This is a genomic window from Lacticaseibacillus zhaodongensis (genome assembly GCF_009687905.1).
Classification (GTDB): domain Bacteria; phylum Bacillota; class Bacilli; order Lactobacillales; family Lactobacillaceae; genus Lacticaseibacillus; species Lacticaseibacillus zhaodongensis.
In genome coordinates this window covers 21,730-41,666 of record NZ_BLBG01000013.1, presented here as the reverse complement: position 1 = coordinate 41,666, position 19,937 = coordinate 21,730, and the positions used below count along the sequence as shown (strand labels likewise).

Here is a 19,937-nt window from a genome sequence, read left to right as displayed (position 1 = left end):
TTCCAGGCCGTAAATAAATATTATTATGATTTTTCCAGCAACACATCTACCGCTTATTGACTACGCTTTCATAATCCAGTAATGTCATGATGGTTAGCTAATTGTTCCGGGAGGGGGCACACAATGTTAGAGCTAAAAGGCATTACTAAACGCTTTGGGCAGCAGACCGCGGTACAAGACGAATCATTTACCGTCAACCCGGGGGAGATTTTTGGCTTGATCGGGCAAAACGGGGCGGGCAAGACGACCACGTTCCGCATGATTCTGGGTTTCATCCGGCCCGATGCGGGCGAGGTGCTGTGGGAGCACCAAGCAATCACCCAGATCAACCGGGACCTGATCGGCTACCTGCCAGAAGAACGCGGATTATACCCCAAAATGACCATCGAAGCGCAGGTTCAGTTTTTCGGTCAGCTGCACGGGATGACCAGGGCGCAAGTTAACGCCGCCCTGCCCGGCTGGCTGGACCGCTTCCAGGTTAAGGGGAAGAAAACGGATAAGGTCAAGGACCTGTCCAAGGGTAACCAGCAGAAAGTGCAGTTGATCTGTGCACTGATCTTTCAACCGCGGCTGCTCATTCTTGACGAACCGTTTTCCGGGCTGGACCCGATCAACGCCAGCCTACTAGAGGATGGCATTCACGCCCTGCAGGAAAGTGGTGCTGCCATCATCTTTTCTAGTCACGACATGAGCAACGTGGCAACCCTATCGGACCGGCTAGTGATGCTCAAAAATGGGCGCACGGTGCTCAATGGCACAGTCGATGAGATCAGAGCCGCTTATGGGCGGACCCGCATCACCCTTGAGCAGCCGGCGCTGACCGCCGCGGAACTGCGCGCGCTGCCCGGTGTGGCCGCGGTCAGCCAGCACGGTGAGCATTTCCGCCTAGAATTGACCGATGCGGCGGCGGGCCGGGCAATTTTCCAAGCTGTGAGTCGGGACGGCTACATTCGCGAATTCTCGCAGCAAGCCCCGAGCCTCGACGAAATTTTCCGGATGAAAGCTGGTGCAGCGGATGCGTAAACTAAACTTAATTGCCGGCCAGGTACTGCGGAAGAACCTGCATGGCTTCTCCTGGTGGTTCATGGCGCTCATGCCGCTGCTGGCGGCAGTCCTGATCGGCGGGATTACCTGGTACATGTCCTCCACGTCCCAGCCGGCCCGCGTAGTCGTGGTGGCCCCAACACCAATCACCAGCGCGCTGCAGAAACAAAACGATGACAATCAGAAATACGTCCCGGTGCGCAGCGAGGCGGCGGGCCGGCGCCAGTTAAGCAACAAAGACGCTGACGGGATGCTGGTAGTCAAAACAACGGCTCAGGCCAAGCTTTATCGTCGTGATGACGGCCAGAGCATTTCGACCAGCCAGCTAACACAGGCGCTAGCGAGCTTGAACACGCTGACCGTTGCGCAATCGCTGGGCTTGTCGCAGCAACAACTTGGCCGCCTGCTCGCAACCCCCAAGGTCACGACCCGCTCAGTTACCTTTACTGATAGTGGCAAAATGCAGGCCACGACTGGCAAGAGTGACGGTATGAAGCAAATCCTCTCCACCGTTGTCGGCTTTCTCATGTATATGTTCCTCATGAGTTACGGCAGTATCATTGCTTCCGAAATCGCTACGGAAAAGGGTTCGCGAATCGAGGAGTCGATTCTGGTTGCAATTCGGCCGCAGACCCAGTTCTATGGCAAAATCCTTGGTGTCTCCGCGTTGCTCGGCCTGCAAATCCTGATTTACGCCGTCATGACTGCTGGGGCGTGGTTCCTGCGCGACTCGATTCCGGCGGTCAAGGAGCTGCTGAACGGTTTTGATTGGGCGCAAATCGGCTGGAGCTTCGTGCTTATTTCCATCGTGTTCTTCTTAATTGGCATTGTGAGCTACACCGTGCTCGCCGCCATGTGTGGCTCACTAGTTGCCAATCAGGAACAGGCAGGCCAAGCGCTGCAGCCGGTATTACTGCTGGCAATGGTTGGCTATTTTGCCTCCCTGTCTACCGCCGGCGCTAACGGACCCGTAATCAGCACCATGAGCTACATCCCCTTCCTCAGTCCTCTGGTGATGCCGGCACGTTACGGTGTCGGTCAGGTAACATTAGGACCGGCACTACTCAGCGTTGCAATTAGCGTCCTCTTCCTCGGCATTTTCACAATTTTCGCAGAGCACGTTTATGCCAGCAACGTGCTGACCTACAGTGAGGGCGGCATTTTCAAGGCACTGCGCAAGAGCCTGACCCTGCTGCGAGCAAAATGATTGCAGAACCACCAATGCCGCTATCACGGTGATTATGGTGTTCCCCGCAGGTACGCTGTCAGCAATTGGTCATTAACTAAAAGCTGGACCCACTTTGCCAATGAAAGTGTGCCCAGCTTTTTTTGCTCATTTCTACTAAATAATTGCGGTTAGAACTGCCCCTTGTCGCCATACCAAGCCCGATATGACCCATTCAGACCCGCATGCTGCCCAATCTGACTCAGTTGGGTAATCAACGCGTCCTGCGCGCTCGTGAAGCTAAGATTCTCCGCGGATCCGAGAAAATACAGGTAATTCGTCAGCTTGTTAGCCACCACGACTGGATCCCGCCGGTCAATGTGCTGGTAAGCTTTCATTAACGAATCACGGATATCCACGGTCTGCTGATCATCTTGTTCAGCCAGGCTATTGTAGAGCTCATGAATTAGACCAGAAACCTGCTCACGCTGCTTCGCTTCTGATAAATGCTGCTTGGGGCTTACCAAATTTAATTCATCGTGTTCCATGTTTCCCTTACCCCCCAGATTTTTTTGAGGTCCTTACAACCCCGTACTATAGCCGTCCAACTAATGCTAAGCAACAAAAAAAGCACCCCGGTAACGGGATGCTTTTTTCTTGGCAAGTAACAGGACCCAAAGATTAACGCTTTGAGAACTGGCTAGCCTTACGGGCCTTCTTGAGACCTGGCTTCTTACGTTCCTTCATACGAGGGTCACGTGTGAGCATGCCGGCCTTCTTGAGGGCAGCACGGAAGTCAGGGTCAACGGTGAGCAAAGCACGGGCAATACCGTGACGAGCTGCGCCGGCCTGACCTGTGAAACCACCACCATTGACGTTAACAATAACGTCGTACTGGCCCTTGGTTTCGGTGAGATCAAATGGCTGGTTCATATCGGTAACTAAAGTTTCGAATGGAAGGTAATCACGTACATCCTTACCATTCATCGTGATTTTACCGCTACCAGGTACAAGGCGTACCCGAGCAACGGAATTCTTGCGGCGGCCTGTGCCGCTGTATGCTACAACGTCTGCCATGAATATCCTCCTTAGATACGATCCTTGATGTCAAGTACTTCTGGCTTCTGAGCTACCTGTTCGTAGTCAGCGCCACCGTACACGTGCAGCTTCAGGAACTGCTGGTGACCAAGAGTGTTCTTGGTAGGGAGCATCTTCTTAACTGCGTATTCGATCAAGCGTTCAGGGTTCTGTTCACGGAGATCGCCAGCAATTTCCTTCTTAAGACCACCTGGGTGCTGTGAGTGGTGGTAGTAAATCTTGTCAGTTGCTTTACGACCTGTAAGCTTAACCTTGGATGCGTTGATAACAATAACGTTATCACCGGTATCTACGTTAGGTGTGTAAATGGGCTTGTTTTTACCGCGCAGGATGGTTGCTACCGTAGATGCGAGCCGACCAAGTGCAATGTCGGTTGCGTCAATAACATACCATTTGCGTTCGATGTCTTCTGGCTTAGCCAAAAATGTTGTGCGCACTATGAGTTTCCTCCAAATTTCTGTGTTTGTTTGACACGAGTAAGATTCCGGGGCTTACGTGGGGCAAACAATACCAACGTCTAGAATAGCAAAATTAACGGTCTACGTCAACGGCTCCGGGCGTGTACCACTAATTAAACTGATATTGTTTCGGATTCGAAAGCCCATTGTGCCGATTATACCAGCTCTGGCTTGTGAATCAAGCAGCGTTGCGTTTTCCAGGCAGGGTCATTGCCAGCAGTAATCCGGCCACTCCGATGACAGCGAAAATCCCGAAAGCGACCGCAAATCCACCGACAACGCTGTGCAGGTGGGTTTGGGCCAACGTCAGCGCCACGGTCGCGAGCAGTACGCCTGCCGAGCCAAACAATTGGCGGCAAGTCGTTGTGACCGCAGTCCCATCCGCAAGCCACTTGGCGGGCAAGTCATTAGCTCCCGCCGTTACGGCTGGCATCATGACGAACGCGTTGCCGACTTCGGTGCAGACTGCCAGCATGATGGCGCCAAACAGATTCAGGTGCGGCGCCAAAATTGCGAGCAGCCCAAAGCCGACCACAATGAGCACCATCCCCACGACGGAAACCCGCCGCGGACCAAATGCATCCAGCATCCGCCCACTGATCGGGTTCATTATGCTGAGCATAACCGCGGCTGGCACCAGTGACACGCCGGATACTAACGGCGTCACATGCAGGTAGGTCTGGAAGTACAGCGGCATCAGGATAGTGGTGACGATTAGTGCGATGTAGGAAATCCCCGTCATCAGGACAGCCTTGGTGAAAATGCCCTTAGTGAACACGCGCAGCTGCAACATCGGGTGTTTGCCGCGTAGTTCCCGGGAAATAAATGCGACTGCCATGAATAGGCCGACAATCAGCAGGAGCATCGTGCGTGGCGTAAGGCCCTCTTTTGCCATCACCGTCAGGGTGTACAGCAGCAGCGGGAAGCTGGCCACGAGGATGACCGCGACCCAGTCCAGCCGGCTGGGCGTGTGCGGAATCACCGATTGGATTGTCACCGTCGACGCCGCCAGCACGCAAAGTGCAACCAGCAGGAAGAAGATGAACAATGCCTGCCACGGGAACCACGTGAGCAGGACCCCGGAGATGATGGGCCCCACCGCGAGGGCCGAACCCATCACGAGCCCCGCTGTGCCCATGACTGAACCACGCTGATTCTCAGACGTGATTGCCAGCAGCACGGTTTGGTAACTGGGAAAAATCACCCCGACCGCGACCGCTTCGAGTAAGCGGCCGCTCATTAAGACGGTGAAGCTCGGTGCCCAGACACATAACGCCGTTCCGAGTGCGAAGATGATTTCAATTGCTTGAAACAGACGCTTAAACGGAACGTTGTGTAGTAGCCAGGGACTGACCGGGATCATCAGCGTCATCACGAGCATGAAGCCCGTGGTGAGCCAGGCAACCGTATCACTGCCGAGGTGAAAGGTCCGCATGAACGCCGGGTAAGCGGTGCTCAATGAGGACTGCGAAATCGACATTGAAAAAGTGCCGATCAGAAGCGTTGCAATGAACGCGGTGCGTTTTGCCGGAGCTAATTTTGTATTCATACCAAATTACATCTTCATTCCCATTTTTGCATACGACTCCATTCCGCCCATCCAGAGTTCAGATTCAGGAATGCCCCGCTCTTCACTAAGCGCGTGCATCAAGGTGTCCATATCCATCAGCTTGTACTTTGGCCGCGGCTTGTCTGCTTCGTAAGCCTCGATTTGGGCCATCATGCCACCATCTTCATGTTCAATGATGTGGCAGTGGTACATGTAAACCCCAGGCAGGTCGAAGCGGACCAAAATCCGGACCGTCTCACCGGGGTTGACGCCGACCGTGTCCTTGAAGCCGTGTTCGTTCGGGTATGGTGCCTTCCCGTTGCGGGAAAGAACCAGGAACTGGGTGCCGTGACAGTGGAATGGGTGCACCATGCCGGGCTTGTCATTGCTGTTAGTAACGTCCCAGTACTGGGCCTGCCCAACTGGCTGTTCCGCGTCAATGCGCTGCATGGCGAACTTCTTGCCATCAATCGCAACGGACTCGTCCATGCCGGACATCACAATTTTGCGAACTGGGGTGCCGGGTTCAACCTTGGGTGCGTGGACATCAAACAAGTGCTCTGGTAGTGGGGTGTCATTTTTGGCAAAATCGTGGATCCGGAAGCGCAGGATCGGCACATCGTCGGTGTAGAGTGTGACGACATCGCCAGCCTTGTAGTTACTGAAGTCGACAACAACCTCGGCCCGTTCAGCACAAGTGAGCATCAGCTTAGTCATGTGCACGGCGTCCGGCAGCAAGCTGCCATCCCCAGCAATCTGCACGAATTCCAGATCGTCGCTGAAGTGCAGCCGCCATTCGCGCCGGTTAGCACCATCAAGGAAGCGCAAACGGACGCGCTGGGTGGTGACGTCAAAGTAGGCATTAACGGTCCCATCGATCATTGCGGTTGGGCCGGCAACACCATCGGGATCATAATCAGCCTGGTAATCCCACTGGTTGTTCTCGTGGAAGCGCCGGTCCTGCAATACAACCGGAATGTCATCAACGCCGTAGTTCCGCGGCAGGTTGAGTGTAGCCTCGTGCTTGTCTTCAATGTAAACCACACCGGCCAAGCCGTGCCAAACCTGTTCGGCGGTTGATGGGCACGGGTGCGCGTGCAACCAAGTCATGGCCGCGTGCTGGTTCACCGTGAAGTCGATGTGCTTGGTCTCACCAGGGTAAACCGGTGCGTGGCAACCACCGTCAACGATTGGTCCGGACACGTTCAGGCCGTGCCAGTGGAAGGTCGTGAGTTCTGGCAATTCGTTTTTGAGCGTAACGTGTACGTGCTGGCCGTCCTTGTACAGCACCGTCTGACCAAGCAGCGTTCCGTTGTAACCCCAAGTCTTGGTTTTGGCACCAGGCATGATCTGCGTTTCACCAGCTTGCGCGGTAATGGTGTAGTACACATCATTACCCTCCTCTTTGTCCGGCTTCAGCATTGGGGGCACTCCCAACTTGCTCTGCGGGACATCAGGCTCAACTAATGGGACATAACCACCATCATGATAATCGTAAGCCGGTTCATCAAAGAAATAATCCTTGTACACCTTGTCTGCCATCTTAATCGCTCCTTTGTTGGCCGCGCGGGATTTGCTTCTGGCGACCACTCCGTTTTGATTTATTAACAACTACAGTCACATTTTAGCACGTTTAGGGCCAAGTTATTTTTACTGTTTTCAGGAAAGTCGATCTCCACGGATACATTGCGGATCAACGGCAACTGTTAGTTAGTAGTCCCTAATTATTGTGCAGACAGTGGCTGTTATTAAAGTGGGCACCGTTGCGGCTGAATCCGGCCGGTGTCATGCTAAGTTCCCCCCAATAACAAAAACAGGCCAGCCGCTAACCCGGCTGACCTGTGCAAGTAATAATCAGTAAAATACTTCTTTCAAATAAAGTCCGGACGCCGGTGCCGTGCCCCTAGCCTGCTGGCGGTCGCGCACCTCGATCAGGCGCTTGAAGTCGTGCAGGTCACGGCGCCCATTACCGATTTCCAGCGCAGTGGCAACTAAAATCCGCACCATGTTGTAGAGAAAGCCGTTGCCGTAGAACTCCATGATGAGCTCGTTGTTCGCCTCATCATAACGACAGGTGGCTTCATAAATCGTCCGCACCTTGTCCTTGATCACCCCACCGCTGGCCGCAAAGCTCGTGAAGTCATGGGTGCCGACAATATCTTGCAGGGCAATTTTGATTCGTTCCGGGTCCACCTTGTATGGATAGTGGCCGGTGTACAAACGTTTGAATGGGTCCGTGTACTTGCCCAGCGCGACCCGGTACATATACCGCTTACCCCTAGCGGAAAAGCGCGCGTGCAAATCAACGGGCGCGTACTCGACCTTTTTGATGATGATATCTAGTGGCATCATACTGTTTAAACCCATCAGCATGTTTGCTTCGGGAATATTTCCCGGGAAATCGAAGGTAATTACCTGTCCGAGCGCGTGGACCCCGGAATCGGTCCGGCCGCTGCCATCAACGTGCACTTTCTGCTTTGCCATTTTGCTAAGGGCCTTCTCTAGCACCCCCTGCACGGTCCGCTGCTCCGGTTGCACCTGATAACCGGCAAAATTCGTCCCGTCATAAGCCAGGGTTATTTTGTAGTGTGTCAATTCAATCCTCCATGTCCTTACTTACGCAGCAGGACCAAGCCCGCGGTGAGTACAGCCATCACGCCAGCGGCCATTACATCCCCGCGCCCGTATCGTAGCACCCGGTAACGGGTCCGGTGATTGCCATCGTTATAGCCCCGCGCTTCCATCGCCGTTGCCAGGTCATCCGCCATCGAAAAAGCGGAAACGAAGAGCGGAATAAACAATGGCACGATCGACTTGACCTGTTTGATCAGCCCGCCACTACCAAAATCAACCCCACGGGCGCGCTGTGCATTCATCGTTTTGGTCGTCTGGTCCATCAACGTCGGCACAAAGCGCAGCGCAATGCTGAGCATGAGCGCCACCTCCGTGACCGGAAAGTGCACCGTGCGCAGTGGCTTGAGCAGTGACTCCACCGCGTCAGCCAGTGACAGCGACGGCGTAGTCAAGGTGAGTAGCGTGGACATAAAGATGATCAGGACCAGCCGCAGAAAGATAAACACGGCATTCGTGAGCCCCAAACTGCTGATTGTGAGCCAGCCCCAGTGCCAATAGACGTGACCGCCAGTGGTAAAGAATACTTGGAGCAAAACTGTGAAGATAATCAGAAACAGGATGGGCATCAAGCCACGGATGAAAAAGCGCCAGCTAACTTGGGCCAGCGGAATGATTGCTAGCGTCACGACGCCCACAAAGAGATAACTCTGCCAGTTGTTCGCCAAGAACACAATGGCAATGTAGTAGAAGGTCACCAGCAGTTTGGTCCGCGGATCCAAGCGGTGAATCGGCGAGTCGCCAGGAATGTACCGGCCGAGAATCATTTTATTCATGGTCGGCACCTCCCAGCTGCGTCCGCAACGCGGCAATCAGTTCGCCCTCTGTCTGCGGCAGGTGCGCAAACTTAAAGCCCCGGGCCTGCAACTTCAGCGCGAAACTGGCGGTATGCGGCAGCCCTAGTTGATGCGCAGTCAACCAGTCTGCATCCTGAAACACGTCCTGGGGCGTCCCGGATTTAACTAACTTGCCCTGGTCCATCACCAGCACCCGGTCAGCGTAGTCAGCAACGTCGTCCATCTGGTGCGTCACCAACACGATTGTTTGCCCATCAGCGTGTAGCTTGGCAAACAGTTGCATCATGTCGCGGCGCCCAGCGGGGTCAAGCCCGGCGGTTGGCTCATCAAGCACGAGGATTTCAGGTTGCATCGCCAGCACCCCGGCAATCGCGACCCGCCGCATTTGCCCACCGGACAGATCAAAGGGCGACTTCGCGAGTACCGTTTCCGGCAGTCCGACCTGCGCCACACTCTTTTTGGCCAAGGCCAGCGCCTCAGCTGCCGGAACGCCAAAATTTTGCGGACCAAACGCCACGTCGCGCTCCACGCTGGACTCAAACAACTGACTCTCGGCAAACTGAAACACCATCCCGACCTTTTGCCGCAGTGGTTTGAGGTTCTTGTTGGAGGTATCACTGGTAATCACGCGGTCCCCAATCGTGACGGTACCCGCACTGGGCTTGAGCAGCGCGTTCAGGTGCTGCAGGAGCGTTGACTTACCAGAACCCGTGTGTCCGATAATTGCCGTGTAGTCGCCCCCACGGATGCGTAGCGACACGTCGTCCAGCCCGATACCAGCCATGGGCGTTCCGGCCTGGTAGGTGTAACTCACATGGTCGAACGTAATGTCCATAGGTAATCCACCAGTCCTTCCTCACTCATGTACGTGTTCGGCATCGGCAAGCCAGCCGCGGTCAGGTCCTCTTTCACCCGTTCAGAATACGGAACATCCAGACCGAATTTGGCCATCGCACTACCCCGCGCAAAAATCGTGGCCGGTGTACCGGTCTCCACAACCTTGCCGGAGTCTAAGACGATGATTTGATCTGCAAGCGCCGCTTCATCTAGATCGTGCGTGATCGACACCACGGTTAAGTTTAACTTGGCCTTCAGCTCCCGAATGAGTGCGATAATTTCCTTCCGCCCCGCCGGATCAAGCATCGAGGTCGCTTCGTCCAAAATAATGATGTCAGGCTGCTGCGCAACCACCCCCGCAATGGCAACGCGCTGCTTCTGGCCACCAGATAGGTGCGCGGGCTCCCGGTTGGCGTATTCCTGCATGCCCACGGCTTTAAGCGCCGCTTCAACGCGTTCCAGCATCTCCGGGCGCGGCACTTCCCGGTTTTCGAGCCCGAACGCCACGTCATCGGCGACAGTTGCCCCAACAAACTGACTGTCCGGGTTCTGGAACACAATTCCGACCCGCGCGCGGATCTGCCAAACTGTCTCTTCACTAAGTTCCATGCCGCTAATCTTAATCGTTCCAGCAGCAGGTTCCAGCAGGCCCAGCATATTCTTAGCCAGCGTGCTCTTGCCGCTGCCATTATGCCCAATTACCGCCACCCATGAACCTTGCTCAACTTGAAAGCTGACGTGCTGCAGTGCGGGGGCCTTTTGCTCGGCATAGCTATATTCAAGATCTTTTACGTCAATGATGTTCGCCACTGGGTATCCTCCCCGTTATGCACGCGTGCCATTTAAGCCGGTTATAAAAACTAACAACTATTTTAACATTGATGTATCACCGAACCAATACTTGCCACTGCACCCAAAAAGCCACCATCTGGGGGGACCAGACAGTGGCTACAGGTGATTATGTAAATCATTCGATGACGGAGGACCGAGTTGCCTCGGCACTCGCAAGCTAGACTAAGAGGAATTTCTTCCCGGTGCATAAGCACCACACCCACCAGGGATTGATGGTGTCCATCATCGTAACGCTCCATCGATCAAATGATCAAAGTGAATCGGCCACGGGGGTCAATTCGGTTTTACTTTGTAGGCGAGCGATTGCTCTCCCGCCCGCTTGCTCAGACCGGGGGGAATCCGGTCCTGGAGTGTGTAACTCCGAAGATATGGCGGGTGAAAAGGCACACCCGTCAGCAAAACTTAGACGAGCTCGATGATAACCATCGGTGCGCCGTCACCACGGCGTGGGCTTGTCTTGAGAATGCGGGTGTAACCACCGTTGCGGCCTTCGTAGCGCTTTGCAACATCGCTGAACAGCTTCTGCAGAGCGGACTGAACAACAACAGTGTCATCCTCTTCTTTAACGTCGGCAACTTCGCGACGTACAAATGCAGCAGCCTGACGACGAGCGTGCAGGTCACCACGTTTGCCGAGCGTAATCATCTTGTCGGTTGTAGAGCGAATTTCCTTCGCACGTGCTTCCGTTGTGATGATCCGTTCGTTAATAATCAGATCAGTAGTAAGGTCACGTAGAAGTGCCTTACGCTGGGAACTGGTACGTCCCAATTTCCGGTAACTCATGAATTTTGGCCTCCTTTACGAATTAGTCATCCTGGCGCAGGCTCAGACCAAGGTCAGCGAGTTTGTTTTTAACTTCCTCGAGTGACTTCCGGCCTAAGTTGCGCACCTTCATCATTTCCGCTTCGGTTTTGTTGGTGAGTTCTTGAACCGTGTTAATACTTGCACGCTTCAAGCAGTTGTAAGAACGCACGGAAAGGTCAAGCTCTTCGATCGTCATCTCGAGCATCTTTTCCTTGTGATCTTCTTCCTTCTCGACCATAACCTCAGTGTTCTTGGCTTCGTCGGTCAGGTTGACGAAGATAGCCAGGTGGTCTGTTAGAATCTTTGCTGCCAGAGCAATTGCTTCGCGGGGATTGATTGAACCGTTAGTCCAAACGTCAAGCGTGAGCTTATCAAAATCACTCCGCCGACCCACACGTGCACTTTCGACCTGGTAGTTAACCCGACTAATTGGGGTAAAAATCGAGTCGACAGCAATAACGCCAATTGGCATATCATCGGTCTTGTTCTGATCAGCCGGAACATAGCCCCGTCCGGTCTTCACGGTCATGCGCATGTGCAATGAAGCACCTTCCGCTACCGTGCAGATGTACTGCTCAGGGTTCAAAACGTCAACGTCTGCATCAGTCTTGATATCAGCCGCCGTAACGGTTGCAGGACCTTCAACAGTGATCTCCGCTGTCTTATCGTCATCACCATGCATCTTCAAAGCAAGCTTCTTGATGTTGAGGATGATTTGGGTGACGTCCTCGAGCACCCCGTCAATTGTGGAGAACTCGTGGAGCACGCCGTCAATCTGGATGCTTGAGACCGCAGCCCCAGGCAAAGATGAAAGTAAAATCCGCCGCAACGAATTACCGAGTGTCGTACCGTACCCGCGTTCGAGTGGCTCGATGACAAACTTACCGTAGTTACTGTTTTCATCAACTTTGGTAATGTTTGGCTTTTCAAATTCGATCATCTAAAGTGTACCCCTTTCAGAACGAGAGTGTGTCAGCATACCCAATCTCCAAACGAGACATACGGGCATACAAAATTACACCCGACGCCGCTTTGGAGGACGAGAACCATTATGTGGAACTGGTGTAACGTCGCGGATAGCAGTAACTTCAATACCGGCTGCAGAAATAGCGCGGATTGCTGCTTCACGACCTGAACCAGGTCCCTTAACGGCTACTTCAACGGACTTCATTCCGTGTTCGATAGCTTCCTTAGATGCAGCTTCAGCTGCCATTTGTGCAGCAAATGGTGTGGACTTCCGGCTGCCCTTGAAACCAAGGACACCAGCAGAAGACCATGCCACAGCGTTACCCTGGAGATCAGTAATCATAACCAGAGTGTTGTTGAAAGTTGAGTGAATGTGAGCAACACCGCTTTCGATGTGCTTACGAACACGGCGCTTCCGAGTTGTTTTACGTGTTGCCATCTATAAACCTCCTAACTTAAAACTACTTTATGCAGTAGTTGTCTTCTTGCGTCCCGCGATAGAAACCTTCTTACCCTTGCGAGTACGTGCGTTGTTCTTGGTGTGCTGACCGCGAACTGGCAGACCCTTACGGTGACGAATGCCACGGTAAGAACCGATTTCGATCAGGCGCTTGATGTTGAGGTTGACTTCACGACGAAGATCACCTTCAACACGGTACTTCTCGACTTCAGCACGGATCTTCTCTTCCTGGTCAGGGGTGAGGTCAGAAACGCGAACGGTTTCCGGAACACCGGCTGTTGCCAGAATCTTCTTAGCGGTACTGTTACCAATACCGAAAATGTAAGTTAGGCCGATAACGACCTGCTTGTTGCGGGGCAAATCTACACCTGCAATACGAGCCATGTAATGACACCTCCTATTTTTTAAGTTCTAAATTAACCCTGGCGCTGCTTGTGCTTAGGGTTAGCAGAGCAAATAATCATAACGCGACCCTTACGGCGTACAACCTTGCAGTGCTCGCACATTTTTTTAACTGATGGACGTACTTTCATTGTTGTTCTATGCCTCCTGTCTTGGCTACTTGAAACGGTACGTAATGCGACCCTTAGTCAGATCGTATGGTGACAGCTCAACTGTCACCCGGTCACCAGGAAGAATCCGGATGTAATGCATCCGAATTTTTCCTGAAACATGAGCCAGAACTTTGGCACCATTTTCAAGCTCGACTTGGAACATCGCGTTGGGTAAGTTATCCACCACGGTGCCCTGAATTTCAATGACATCGTCTTTTGCCACGGAACTATTTCCTCCTCGTCCGGTTGGTCAATATATAAATGCGCCCGAAAAAATCGCTGGACGTCGACCGTATGACACACCGCTGTAGTGTATCACATTCTTCGCACGTTGAAAACAAGTCTGTCTGCAGACAGACGATGCCATTCTCGAATTACTTGTGTGCATCGAGAATTGATTCAATCTCTGCGAATACCGCGTCAATGTCCGCGTCACCCTTAACGTTGAAGAGCAACTTACGATCAGCGTAGAAATCAAGCAGGGGCGTGTTCATTTCGATGTTGACCTTGAGGCGGTTTTGCACAGTCTCCGGTTTGTCATCATCGCGTTGGAAGAATTCGTGTCCGCCGCAACGATCGCAAGTGCCTTCGACCTTTGGATTGTGGTACAGCTTATTGTAAGTTGCGCCACAGGTTTTGCAAATGAAACGAGCGCTTAAACGCTCGGTCAGAATCGCCGGATCAACATCAATGTTGATGACGGCATCAAGGGGCTTGTTCAAGTCACTGGTAATTGTTTCCAATGCCTCTGCCTGAGCGATAGTCCGCGGAAAACCGTCTAACATGTAGCCTTTTTCCGTATCCTTTTCGCCAAGCCGCTCCTTGACTAGTCCTTCGGTAACTTCGTCCGGAACAAGCTGCCCCTTGTCCATAAAGGACTTGGCTTGCTTGCCGAGCTCAGTTCCGTTCGCAATTGCGGCACGGAACATGTCACCGGTGCTGATGTGGGCAATCGGGAACTTTGCCTCAATCTTCTCTGCCTGGGTACCCTTACCGGCACCAGGAAGACCCATAAGAATCAGATTCAATGTTCTTCCTCCGTTCTAAATCTACTTCTTGATCAAATCGCCGCGAATGAACCCGACGTATTCACGCTTCATCACCAAACCATTAATCTGGCGAGCCAGTTCAATGGCGGTCATGACAACAATCAGTAGACTAGTACCACCGAGTCCAATCGACTGGGGCAAGTTCCAGATGGCGGCTGCAAGCTGCGGAAGCAGTGCGACGAAACCAAGGAACAAAGCACCAACAGTCGACAGGCGCATCAGGACACCAGAGATATACTTCTCGGTTCCCTTACCTGGCCAAATACCAGGAATGTAACTACCCTGCTTAGTCAGATTCTCCGCAACCTTCTCAGGGTTGACCTGAACGAAGGCATAGAAGAATGTGAACAGAACAATCAAAAGTGTATAGACTGCTATCCCAGCTGGCTTTTGCATACTGAAGATGTTTGTCAGGAAGATGTACCAACCATCACCGCTATGGGTCTTCTGGAACGCCATCAGAATTGTCTGCGGCGTAACAATGAAGGAACTAGCAAAGATGACTGGGATAACCCCAGCAACGTTAATCTTCAGCGGCAGGTAAGAGTTGTCGCCCGCGCTTGTGACGCGGCGAGTATATTGAATCGGAATCTTACGGTTAGCTTGCTGGAACCAAGTTACAAAGGTAACCACGATTACAATCAGAGCAAGCAACGCAACCATGAACAGAATTCCTTGCCAGCGATCAGCCGGATCATTATTGGTGATCTGGTCGGTCCAGATTTCCCGCACACCACTTGGGAGGCGAGAAACAATTCCGGCGAAGATGATCAGGGAAATCCCGTTGCCGAGCCCCTTATCAGTAATCTGCTCACCCATCCAGGTTAAGAGCATCGTACCACCGGTCAGGATAATCCCGAGAACGATGAAGGTGCTGACGCTAGGATTCTTAACTAAGCCATACTGTGACAAAGCTTGGAATCCAGCGGTAATCCCGATGGCTTGGAAGAGTCCGAGAACAATCGTAAGGTAACGAGTCCATTGGTTCAGCTTGCGCCGGCCAACTTCACCCTGCTTACTCCACTCAACGAACTTAGGAACAATATCCATCTGTAACAGTTGGATAACAATCTGTGCGGTGATGTAAGGCGAAACCCCCATCGCGAAGATGGAGTAGTTTGACAGACCCCCACCGCTAACAGTATCCAGAATCGAAATCAGTCCAGTTGAACCAATTTTGGTCAGTGCCGCAGCGTTAATACCAGGTACCGAAATCTGGGCTCCTAAGCGATAAACCAGTAAAACGGCCAAGGTAAAGAGCAATTTGTTGCGAATGTCCTTAACCTTGAACGCGTTTTTGAGGGTCGCAAACATTAAATCACCTCAATCGAACCGCCGGCAGCGGCAACAGCTTCCTTAGCCGCGTTTGATGCCTTAGCAACCTTAATGGTCAGCTTCTTGGTCAGTTCGCCGTTCGCGAGCAGCTTAACGCCATCGCGTTCGTTCTTAACCAAGCCAACTTCATTAAGGAGAGCTGGAGTTACTTCAGTACCGTCTTCAAAACGGTTCAAGTCACCCAAGTTTACGACTGCGTATTCCTTGCGGTTGATGTTGTTAAAGCCGCGCTTTGGCATACGCCGGAACAGTGGCATCTGGCCACCTTCAAAACCAAGACGAGTCTTACCACCCTGACGAGCCAGTTGACCCTTAGTACCCTTACCAGCGGTCTTACCAGTACCACTAGAAGTACCACGGCCAAGACGCTTGCGGGAATGACGTGAGCCTTCACTTGGTGTCAATTCGTGCAGTTTCATGAAATTTCGCACCTCCTTGTTCTAGGTATTTAATTAGTCCTTGATCTCTTCAACAGAAACCAGGTGAGAAATCTGGAAAATCACACCGCGAGTTGCGGCGTTGTCTGGCTTGATAACACTGCTGTTAACACGGCCAAGACCGATTTCCTTAACGATTTTGCGTTGCTTAGGCAGACGGTGCACTGCGCTCTTAATCAACGTAATCTTTAATTGAGCCATTGTTGTCTACCTCCTAGTCTTGCAGGTGTGCAACGGACACACCACGAAGATCTGCAACTTCCTGGGCGGTCTTAAGCTGCTTAAGGCCTTCCATGGTAGCGCGGATCATGTTGATAGGGGTGTTCCGTCCAAGGGACTTACTGGTGATATCGTTGATACCGGCGAGTTCCATAACGGCACGAACGGCACCACCAGCAGCAACACCAGAACCTTCAACAGCGGGCTTCAGCATAACTGAACCAGCGCCGTAGTGACCGATTACTTCGTGAGGAATTGTTGTGCCCACGATAGGTACTTCGATCAGGTTCTTCTTAGCGTTTTCAACAGCCTTGCGGATAGCTTCAGGAACTTCCTGAGCCTTACCAGTACCAAAGCCGACGTGACCAGCCTTGTCCCCGACAATCGCGATAACGGCGAAACGGAGGCGACGGCCACCCTTAACAACTTTGGTGACACGGTTGATGGAAACAACGTTGTCTTCCAAGTCAAGCTGATTTGGATCGATGTAATTTGCCATGTGTTGGATATCCTCCTTTTCCTAGAATTCTAGTCCGTTTTCGCGAGCGGCTTCAGCGAGTGCAGCCACGCGTCCATGATAGAGGTATCCACCACGGTCGAAGATAACGTCTTTCTTACCAGCAGCAACAGCGCGCTTGGCGATCAATTCACCAACAGCAGCCGCTGCGTCAGTCTTACTCAAGTCATCACTAACTTCTTTATCAAGAGTGGAGGCACTTGCTAGCGTCACACCCGCTACGTCATCAATTAACTGAGCGTAGATGTTTTTATTGGAACGGAATACGTTCAAGCGTGGGCGCTCGCTCGTACCAGAAATCTTTCCCCGTACACGCGCATGGCGCTTTGCACGAGTCTTGTTTTTATCTGGCTTAGAAATCACAATGTTCACCTCTTGTTAATTTTCCCGTACTAGGCAACCCTAGTACTACTTACCAGTCTTACCTTCCTTACGACGGACAACTTCGTCCTCGTAACGAATACCCTTACCCTTGTAAGGTTCAGGTGAGCGAACGGAACGAATTTCCGCCGCGAACTGGCCAACTTTTTGCTTGCTAATACCCTTGATCACAATGCTGGTTGTGCTAGGAACTTCAACACTGAGGCCTTCTGGTGCTTCCATCTCAACTGGGTGGGAGTAGCCGACGTTCAGTACGAGTTTCTTACCCTGCATTTGTGCACGGTAACCAACACCGACAAGAGTCAAGGTCTTCTGGTAGCCCTCAGTAACACCAATAACCATGTTATTGAAGTTTGAGCGGGTTGTACCATGAAGTGCCTTCTGTGAATCATTCTGACGAGCAAAGGATACTTCATCATCCTTAACGGTCATCGTAATGACATCACTGAACTCACGGGTGAGTTCACCCTTAGGACCCTTAACAGTAACATTGTTACCGTCCTGGGAAATTGTGACCCCTGTAGGAATCTTAACAACTTTTAAACCGATACGACTCACGGGTTCGCACCTCCTTTTTTATTTAATAATTACCAAATGTAAGCGAGAACTTCGCCGCCGACGTTCTTAGCGCGAGCTTCTTGATCGGTAACAATACCGTCAGAAGTCGAGATAAGAGCAATACCAAGACCGTTAAGGACCTTAGGCACTGCATCAGCCTTGACGTACGTGCGCAGGCCAGGCTTTGAAATACGCTTCAAGCCGGAGATGACACGTTCGTTGTTCTTGCCATACTTGAGGAAGATGCGGATTTCGCCTTGTTTGTCGTCTTTAATGACTTCGTAGTCACGGATGAAGCCTTCGTTCTTCAGAATCTCAGACATAGATTCTTTCATCTTAGATGCTGGAACTACGAGACTTTCGTGACGCACCATGTTGGCGTTACGGATCCGAGTCAAGTAATCTGCAATAGGATCAGTCAGGACCATTGATTAAACCTCCTTTGTCTAGGTAAATACTACCAGCTAGCCTTTTTAAGACCAGGGATCTGACCGGCATGTGCTAACTCGCGAAGGCAGATCCGGCAAAGCTTGAATTTGCGGTACACAGAGTGTGGCCGACCACAGCGCTCGCAGCGAGTGTATTCCTGCACTGCGAACTTAGCCGGGCGCTCGTTCTTGATAATGAGAGACTTCTTAGCCAAGTGGTAGACCTCCTTTATTTAGCGAAAGGCATCCCGAACTGCTTGAGCAATTCGAGTGCTTCTTCATCAGTGTTAGCGGTTGTTACGATAACAACATCCAGACCACGTACACGGTTGACCTTATCATAGTCAATTTCTGGGAAGATCAGCTGTTCGCGAACACCCAGTGTGTAGTTACCACGACCGTCGAAACTCTTTGCGGAAATACCGCGGAAGTCACGGACACGTGGCAAGGAAACGTTGATGAGCTTGTCAAGGAAGTCGTACATACGCTCGCCACGAAGGGTAACCTTCGCACCGATTGGCATGCCTTCACGCAGACGGAAACCCGCGATTGACTTCTTCGCCTTGGTGATCAGCGGCTGCTGACCAGAGATGAGCTTAAGTTCGTCGACTGCTTCGTCAAGGAGCTTGGCGTTCTGAGTAGCATCACCAACACCCATGTTCAAAACGATCTTGTCAACCTTTGGCGTCTGCATCGTGCTCTTGTAGTTGAACTTGCTAACAAGTGCAGGTGCGATTTCTTTGCTGTAGCGTTCTTGTAAACGGTTAGCCATGAAAATTGGGTCCTCCTTTCTGCTTACTTGTCAAGCGCGGAGCCAGATTTCTTAGCTACGCGCACACGCTTGCCGTCAACGACCTGCTTACCGATACGGGTAGGCTTGCCGTCTTCTGGGTCAAGCAACATTACGTTAGACACGTGCAAAGCAGCTTCCACGTCCAGAACCCCACCGTTAGGGTTCGAGTTGGATGGCTTGACGTGCTTCTTAATCATGTTGACACCTTCGACAACCACGCGGTCCTTGTCTTTAAGAACCTTGGTTACGGTGCCTTCCTTGCCAGCGTCTTTTCCACGCATAACTCGGACTTTGTCACCAGTTTTGATAAACATGTTGCACCTCCTCTTGCTGGGGAAAATTACAGAACTTCGGGTGCCAATGAAACGATCTTCATGAAATCATTGTCACGCAGCTCACGAGCGACAGGTCCAAAGATACGAGTACCTTTAGGGGACTTGTCTGCGTTGATGATAACAGCAGCGTTTTCGTCGAACTTGATGTATGAACCGTCTGCACGCCGTGCACCAGACTTGGTACGAACGATTACGGCCTTAACAACATCAGCCTTCTTGACAACACCACCTGGCGTAGCCTGCTTAACAGTTGCTACAACGACATCACCAATGTTACCGGTCTTGCAGAATGAACCGCCGAGCACCTTGATTACGAGGATTTCGCGTGCACCGGAGTTATCTGCCACTTTGAGGCGACTTTCTTGTTGAATCACTATTGTGTCCTCCTTTCGTCACGAAATTCTGTTAAATAATAACGGCTTTCTCAACGATGCTGAGCAAGCGGAAGCGCTTCTGCTTTGACAGCGGACGTGTTTCCATGATCTGAACGATATCACCAGTCTTGGCTGCGTTCTCTTCATCGTGGGCGTAGTACTTCTTGGAGTACTTAACGCGCTTGCCATACGTTGGGTGAGTCTTAGTTGTGCTTACCTCAACGGTGATGGTTTTGTCCATCTTGGCGGAAACCACGCGACCCTGATAAACTTTACGATTGTTGCGTTCTTCCAAG

Annotated in this window: 30 protein-coding genes; 2 read left to right on the top strand and 28 right to left on the bottom strand. The window is 52.1% G+C overall.

Annotated features, from left to right (window positions below; genetic code table 11):
* Positions 1 to 123: 123 nt before the first annotated feature.
* Together GN107_RS08985 and GN107_RS08980 are read left to right on the top strand one after the other, a co-directional pair.
* A complete protein-coding gene (locus GN107_RS08985; RefSeq protein ID WP_155287441.1) occupies positions 124 to 1,023 on the top strand; it encodes an ABC transporter ATP-binding protein in 900 nt (299 codons plus the stop codon).
* On the top strand, positions 1,016 to 2,251 hold the full coding sequence (locus GN107_RS08980; RefSeq protein ID WP_155287442.1) for an ABC transporter permease: 1,236 nt from the start codon (positions 1,016 to 1,018) through the stop codon (positions 2,249 to 2,251). Before GN107_RS08985 ends, GN107_RS08980 begins: the two co-directional genes overlap by 8 nt.
* A gap of 149 nt (positions 2,252 to 2,400) precedes the next feature.
* Here the strand turns inward: GN107_RS08980 and GN107_RS08975 are convergent, their stop codons facing one another.
* The 28 genes from GN107_RS08975 to rpsQ all read right to left on the bottom strand — a co-directional run bounded on the left by GN107_RS08975 (position 2,401) and on the right by rpsQ (position 19,936).
* A complete protein-coding gene (locus GN107_RS08975; protein ID WP_155287443.1) occupies positions 2,401 to 2,757 on the bottom strand; it encodes a bacteriocin immunity protein in 357 nt (118 codons plus the stop codon).
* A gap of 133 nt (positions 2,758 to 2,890) precedes the next feature.
* Positions 2,891 to 3,286, bottom strand: a complete 396-nt coding sequence (gene rpsI, locus GN107_RS08970) for a 30S ribosomal protein S9 (RefSeq protein ID WP_155287444.1) — start codon at positions 3,284 to 3,286, stop codon at positions 2,891 to 2,893.
* 11 nt (positions 3,287 to 3,297) lie between these two features.
* Positions 3,298 to 3,744 carry a 50S ribosomal protein L13 gene (rplM, locus tag GN107_RS08965; protein ID WP_155287445.1) on the bottom strand — a complete coding sequence of 149 codons (447 nt, stop codon included), beginning with the start codon at positions 3,742 to 3,744 and terminating at the stop codon, positions 3,298 to 3,300.
* Between the two features lie 199 nt (positions 3,745 to 3,943).
* The gene (locus tag GN107_RS08960) at positions 3,944 to 5,314 is read right to left on the bottom strand and encodes an MFS transporter (protein WP_155287446.1); all 1,371 of its coding nucleotides are present in this window, start codon (positions 5,312 to 5,314) and stop codon (positions 3,944 to 3,946) included.
* Between the two features lie 6 nt (positions 5,315 to 5,320).
* Positions 5,321 to 6,856, bottom strand: coding sequence for a multicopper oxidase family protein (locus GN107_RS08955; RefSeq protein ID WP_155287447.1), 1,536 nt, complete (start codon positions 6,854 to 6,856; stop codon positions 5,321 to 5,323).
* Between the two features lie 312 nt (positions 6,857 to 7,168).
* Positions 7,169 to 7,909 (bottom strand): tRNA pseudouridine(38-40) synthase TruA, encoded by a 741-nt coding sequence (gene truA, locus GN107_RS08950; RefSeq protein ID WP_155287448.1) that lies wholly within the window; start codon positions 7,907 to 7,909, stop codon positions 7,169 to 7,171.
* Positions 7,910 to 7,926: 17 nt separating this feature from the next.
* Positions 7,927 to 8,721, bottom strand: coding sequence for an energy-coupling factor transporter transmembrane component T family protein (locus GN107_RS08945; RefSeq protein WP_155287449.1), 795 nt, complete (start codon positions 8,719 to 8,721; stop codon positions 7,927 to 7,929).
* A complete protein-coding gene (locus tag GN107_RS08940) occupies positions 8,714 to 9,577 on the bottom strand; it encodes an energy-coupling factor ABC transporter ATP-binding protein (protein ID WP_155287450.1) in 864 nt (287 codons plus the stop codon). Before GN107_RS08940 ends, GN107_RS08945 begins: the two co-directional genes overlap by 8 nt.
* A complete protein-coding gene (locus GN107_RS08935) occupies positions 9,553 to 10,389 on the bottom strand; it encodes an energy-coupling factor ABC transporter ATP-binding protein (RefSeq protein ID WP_155287451.1) in 837 nt (278 codons plus the stop codon). Before GN107_RS08935 ends, GN107_RS08940 begins: the two co-directional genes overlap by 25 nt.
* Positions 10,390 to 10,833: 444 nt before the next feature.
* A complete protein-coding gene (gene rplQ / locus GN107_RS08930; RefSeq protein ID WP_155287452.1) occupies positions 10,834 to 11,214 on the bottom strand; it encodes a 50S ribosomal protein L17 in 381 nt (126 codons plus the stop codon).
* Positions 11,215 to 11,236: 22 nt separating this feature from the next.
* A complete protein-coding gene (locus GN107_RS08925) occupies positions 11,237 to 12,175 on the bottom strand; it encodes a DNA-directed RNA polymerase subunit alpha (RefSeq protein ID WP_155287453.1) in 939 nt (312 codons plus the stop codon).
* Between the two features lie 75 nt (positions 12,176 to 12,250).
* Positions 12,251 to 12,640, bottom strand: coding sequence for a 30S ribosomal protein S11 (gene rpsK, locus GN107_RS08920; protein ID WP_155287454.1), 390 nt, complete (start codon positions 12,638 to 12,640; stop codon positions 12,251 to 12,253).
* Positions 12,641 to 12,667: 27 nt separating this feature from the next.
* Positions 12,668 to 13,045, bottom strand: coding sequence for a 30S ribosomal protein S13 (gene rpsM, locus GN107_RS08915; RefSeq protein WP_155287455.1), 378 nt, complete (start codon positions 13,043 to 13,045; stop codon positions 12,668 to 12,670).
* Positions 13,046 to 13,077: 32 nt separating this feature from the next.
* Positions 13,078 to 13,194, bottom strand: a complete 117-nt coding sequence (gene rpmJ / locus GN107_RS08910) for a 50S ribosomal protein L36 (RefSeq protein ID WP_003567518.1) — start codon at positions 13,192 to 13,194, stop codon at positions 13,078 to 13,080.
* A 25-nt stretch (positions 13,195 to 13,219) separates the two neighbouring features.
* A complete protein-coding gene (gene infA, locus GN107_RS08905) occupies positions 13,220 to 13,438 on the bottom strand; it encodes a translation initiation factor IF-1 (RefSeq protein ID WP_125570993.1) in 219 nt (72 codons plus the stop codon).
* A gap of 151 nt (positions 13,439 to 13,589) precedes the next feature.
* A complete protein-coding gene (locus tag GN107_RS08900) occupies positions 13,590 to 14,243 on the bottom strand; it encodes an adenylate kinase (protein WP_155287456.1) in 654 nt (217 codons plus the stop codon).
* Between the two features lie 21 nt (positions 14,244 to 14,264).
* On the bottom strand, positions 14,265 to 15,578 hold the full coding sequence (gene secY, locus GN107_RS08895) for a preprotein translocase subunit SecY (protein ID WP_155287457.1): 1,314 nt from the start codon (positions 15,576 to 15,578) through the stop codon (positions 14,265 to 14,267).
* A complete protein-coding gene (rplO, locus tag GN107_RS08890) occupies positions 15,578 to 16,018 on the bottom strand; it encodes a 50S ribosomal protein L15 (protein WP_155287458.1) in 441 nt (146 codons plus the stop codon). Before rplO ends, secY begins: the two co-directional genes overlap by 1 nt.
* Before the next feature lie 33 nt (positions 16,019 to 16,051).
* On the bottom strand, positions 16,052 to 16,237 hold the full coding sequence (gene rpmD, locus GN107_RS08885; protein ID WP_155287459.1) for a 50S ribosomal protein L30: 186 nt from the start codon (positions 16,235 to 16,237) through the stop codon (positions 16,052 to 16,054).
* A gap of 13 nt (positions 16,238 to 16,250) precedes the next feature.
* Positions 16,251 to 16,754 carry a 30S ribosomal protein S5 gene (gene rpsE / locus GN107_RS08880; protein WP_155287460.1) on the bottom strand — a complete coding sequence of 168 codons (504 nt, stop codon included), beginning with the start codon at positions 16,752 to 16,754 and terminating at the stop codon, positions 16,251 to 16,253.
* Between the two features lie 21 nt (positions 16,755 to 16,775).
* A complete protein-coding gene (gene rplR / locus GN107_RS08875; RefSeq protein ID WP_155287461.1) occupies positions 16,776 to 17,135 on the bottom strand; it encodes a 50S ribosomal protein L18 in 360 nt (119 codons plus the stop codon).
* Positions 17,136 to 17,180: 45 nt separating this feature from the next.
* A complete protein-coding gene (gene rplF / locus GN107_RS08870; RefSeq protein ID WP_155287462.1) occupies positions 17,181 to 17,711 on the bottom strand; it encodes a 50S ribosomal protein L6 in 531 nt (176 codons plus the stop codon).
* Between the two features lie 29 nt (positions 17,712 to 17,740).
* On the bottom strand, positions 17,741 to 18,139 hold the full coding sequence (gene rpsH / locus GN107_RS08865; RefSeq protein ID WP_155287463.1) for a 30S ribosomal protein S8: 399 nt from the start codon (positions 18,137 to 18,139) through the stop codon (positions 17,741 to 17,743).
* 29 nt (positions 18,140 to 18,168) lie between these two features.
* Positions 18,169 to 18,354 (bottom strand): type Z 30S ribosomal protein S14, encoded by a 186-nt coding sequence (locus GN107_RS08860; RefSeq protein WP_155287464.1) that lies wholly within the window; start codon positions 18,352 to 18,354, stop codon positions 18,169 to 18,171.
* Positions 18,355 to 18,368: 14 nt separating this feature from the next.
* Complete coding sequence (gene rplE / locus GN107_RS08855) at positions 18,369 to 18,911, bottom strand: 50S ribosomal protein L5 (protein ID WP_155287465.1); 543 nt, start codon at positions 18,909 to 18,911, stop codon at positions 18,369 to 18,371.
* A 23-nt stretch (positions 18,912 to 18,934) separates the two neighbouring features.
* A complete protein-coding gene (rplX, locus tag GN107_RS08850; RefSeq protein WP_155287466.1) occupies positions 18,935 to 19,246 on the bottom strand; it encodes a 50S ribosomal protein L24 in 312 nt (103 codons plus the stop codon).
* Between the two features lie 26 nt (positions 19,247 to 19,272).
* On the bottom strand, positions 19,273 to 19,641 hold the full coding sequence (gene rplN, locus GN107_RS08845; protein WP_155287467.1) for a 50S ribosomal protein L14: 369 nt from the start codon (positions 19,639 to 19,641) through the stop codon (positions 19,273 to 19,275).
* Positions 19,642 to 19,672: 31 nt separating this feature from the next.
* Positions 19,673 to 19,936, bottom strand: coding sequence for a 30S ribosomal protein S17 (gene rpsQ / locus GN107_RS08840; RefSeq protein ID WP_155287468.1), 264 nt, complete (start codon positions 19,934 to 19,936; stop codon positions 19,673 to 19,675).
* Position 19,937: the final 1 nt, after the last annotated feature.

What these genes read in the sequence shown, in the direction of transcription:
- GN107_RS08985 (WP_155287441.1), top strand. Translation starts at nt 124, where the DNA reads ATGTTAGAGCTAAAAGGCATTACTAAACGCTTTGGGCAGCAGACCGCG.
- GN107_RS08980 (WP_155287442.1), top strand. Translation starts at nt 1,016, where the DNA reads ATGCGTAAACTAAACTTAATTGCCGGCCAGGTACTGCGGAAGAACCTG.
- GN107_RS08975 (WP_155287443.1), bottom strand. Translation starts at nt 2,757, where the DNA reads ATGGAACACGATGAATTAAATTTGGTAAGCCCCAAGCAGCATTTATCA.
- rpsI (WP_155287444.1), bottom strand. Translation starts at nt 3,286, where the DNA reads ATGGCAGACGTTGTAGCATACAGCGGCACAGGCCGCCGCAAGAATTCC.
- GN107_RS08960 (WP_155287446.1), bottom strand. Translation starts at nt 5,314, where the DNA reads ATGAATACAAAATTAGCTCCGGCAAAACGCACCGCGTTCATTGCAACG.
- GN107_RS08955 (WP_155287447.1), bottom strand. Translation starts at nt 6,856, where the DNA reads ATGGCAGACAAGGTGTACAAGGATTATTTCTTTGATGAACCGGCTTAC.
- GN107_RS08945 (WP_155287449.1), bottom strand. Translation starts at nt 8,721, where the DNA reads ATGAATAAAATGATTCTCGGCCGGTACATTCCTGGCGACTCGCCGATT.
- GN107_RS08940 (WP_155287450.1), bottom strand. Translation starts at nt 9,577, where the DNA reads ATGGACATTACGTTCGACCATGTGAGTTACACCTACCAGGCCGGAACG.
- rplQ (WP_155287452.1), bottom strand. Translation starts at nt 11,214, where the DNA reads ATGAGTTACCGGAAATTGGGACGTACCAGTTCCCAGCGTAAGGCACTT.
- GN107_RS08925 (WP_155287453.1), bottom strand. Translation starts at nt 12,175, where the DNA reads ATGATCGAATTTGAAAAGCCAAACATTACCAAAGTTGATGAAAACAGT.
- rpsK (WP_155287454.1), bottom strand. Translation starts at nt 12,640, where the DNA reads ATGGCAACACGTAAAACAACTCGGAAGCGCCGTGTTCGTAAGCACATC.
- rpsM (WP_155287455.1), bottom strand. Translation starts at nt 13,045, where the DNA reads ATGGCTCGTATTGCAGGTGTAGATTTGCCCCGCAACAAGCAGGTCGTT.
- rpmJ (WP_003567518.1), bottom strand. Translation starts at nt 13,194, where the DNA reads ATGAAAGTACGTCCATCAGTTAAAAAAATGTGCGAGCACTGCAAGGTT.
- secY (WP_155287457.1), bottom strand. Translation starts at nt 15,578, where the DNA reads ATGTTTGCGACCCTCAAAAACGCGTTCAAGGTTAAGGACATTCGCAAC.
- rplO (WP_155287458.1), bottom strand. Translation starts at nt 16,018, where the DNA reads ATGAAACTGCACGAATTGACACCAAGTGAAGGCTCACGTCATTCCCGC.
- rpmD (WP_155287459.1), bottom strand. Translation starts at nt 16,237, where the DNA reads ATGGCTCAATTAAAGATTACGTTGATTAAGAGCGCAGTGCACCGTCTG.
- rpsE (WP_155287460.1), bottom strand. Translation starts at nt 16,754, where the DNA reads ATGGCAAATTACATCGATCCAAATCAGCTTGACTTGGAAGACAACGTT.
- rpsH (WP_155287463.1), bottom strand. Translation starts at nt 18,139, where the DNA reads ATGGTCCTGACTGATCCTATTGCAGATTACTTGACTCGGATCCGTAAC.
- rplE (WP_155287465.1), bottom strand. Translation starts at nt 18,911, where the DNA reads ATGGCTAACCGTTTACAAGAACGCTACAGCAAAGAAATCGCACCTGCA.
- rplX (WP_155287466.1), bottom strand. Translation starts at nt 19,246, where the DNA reads ATGTTTATCAAAACTGGTGACAAAGTCCGAGTTATGCGTGGAAAAGAC.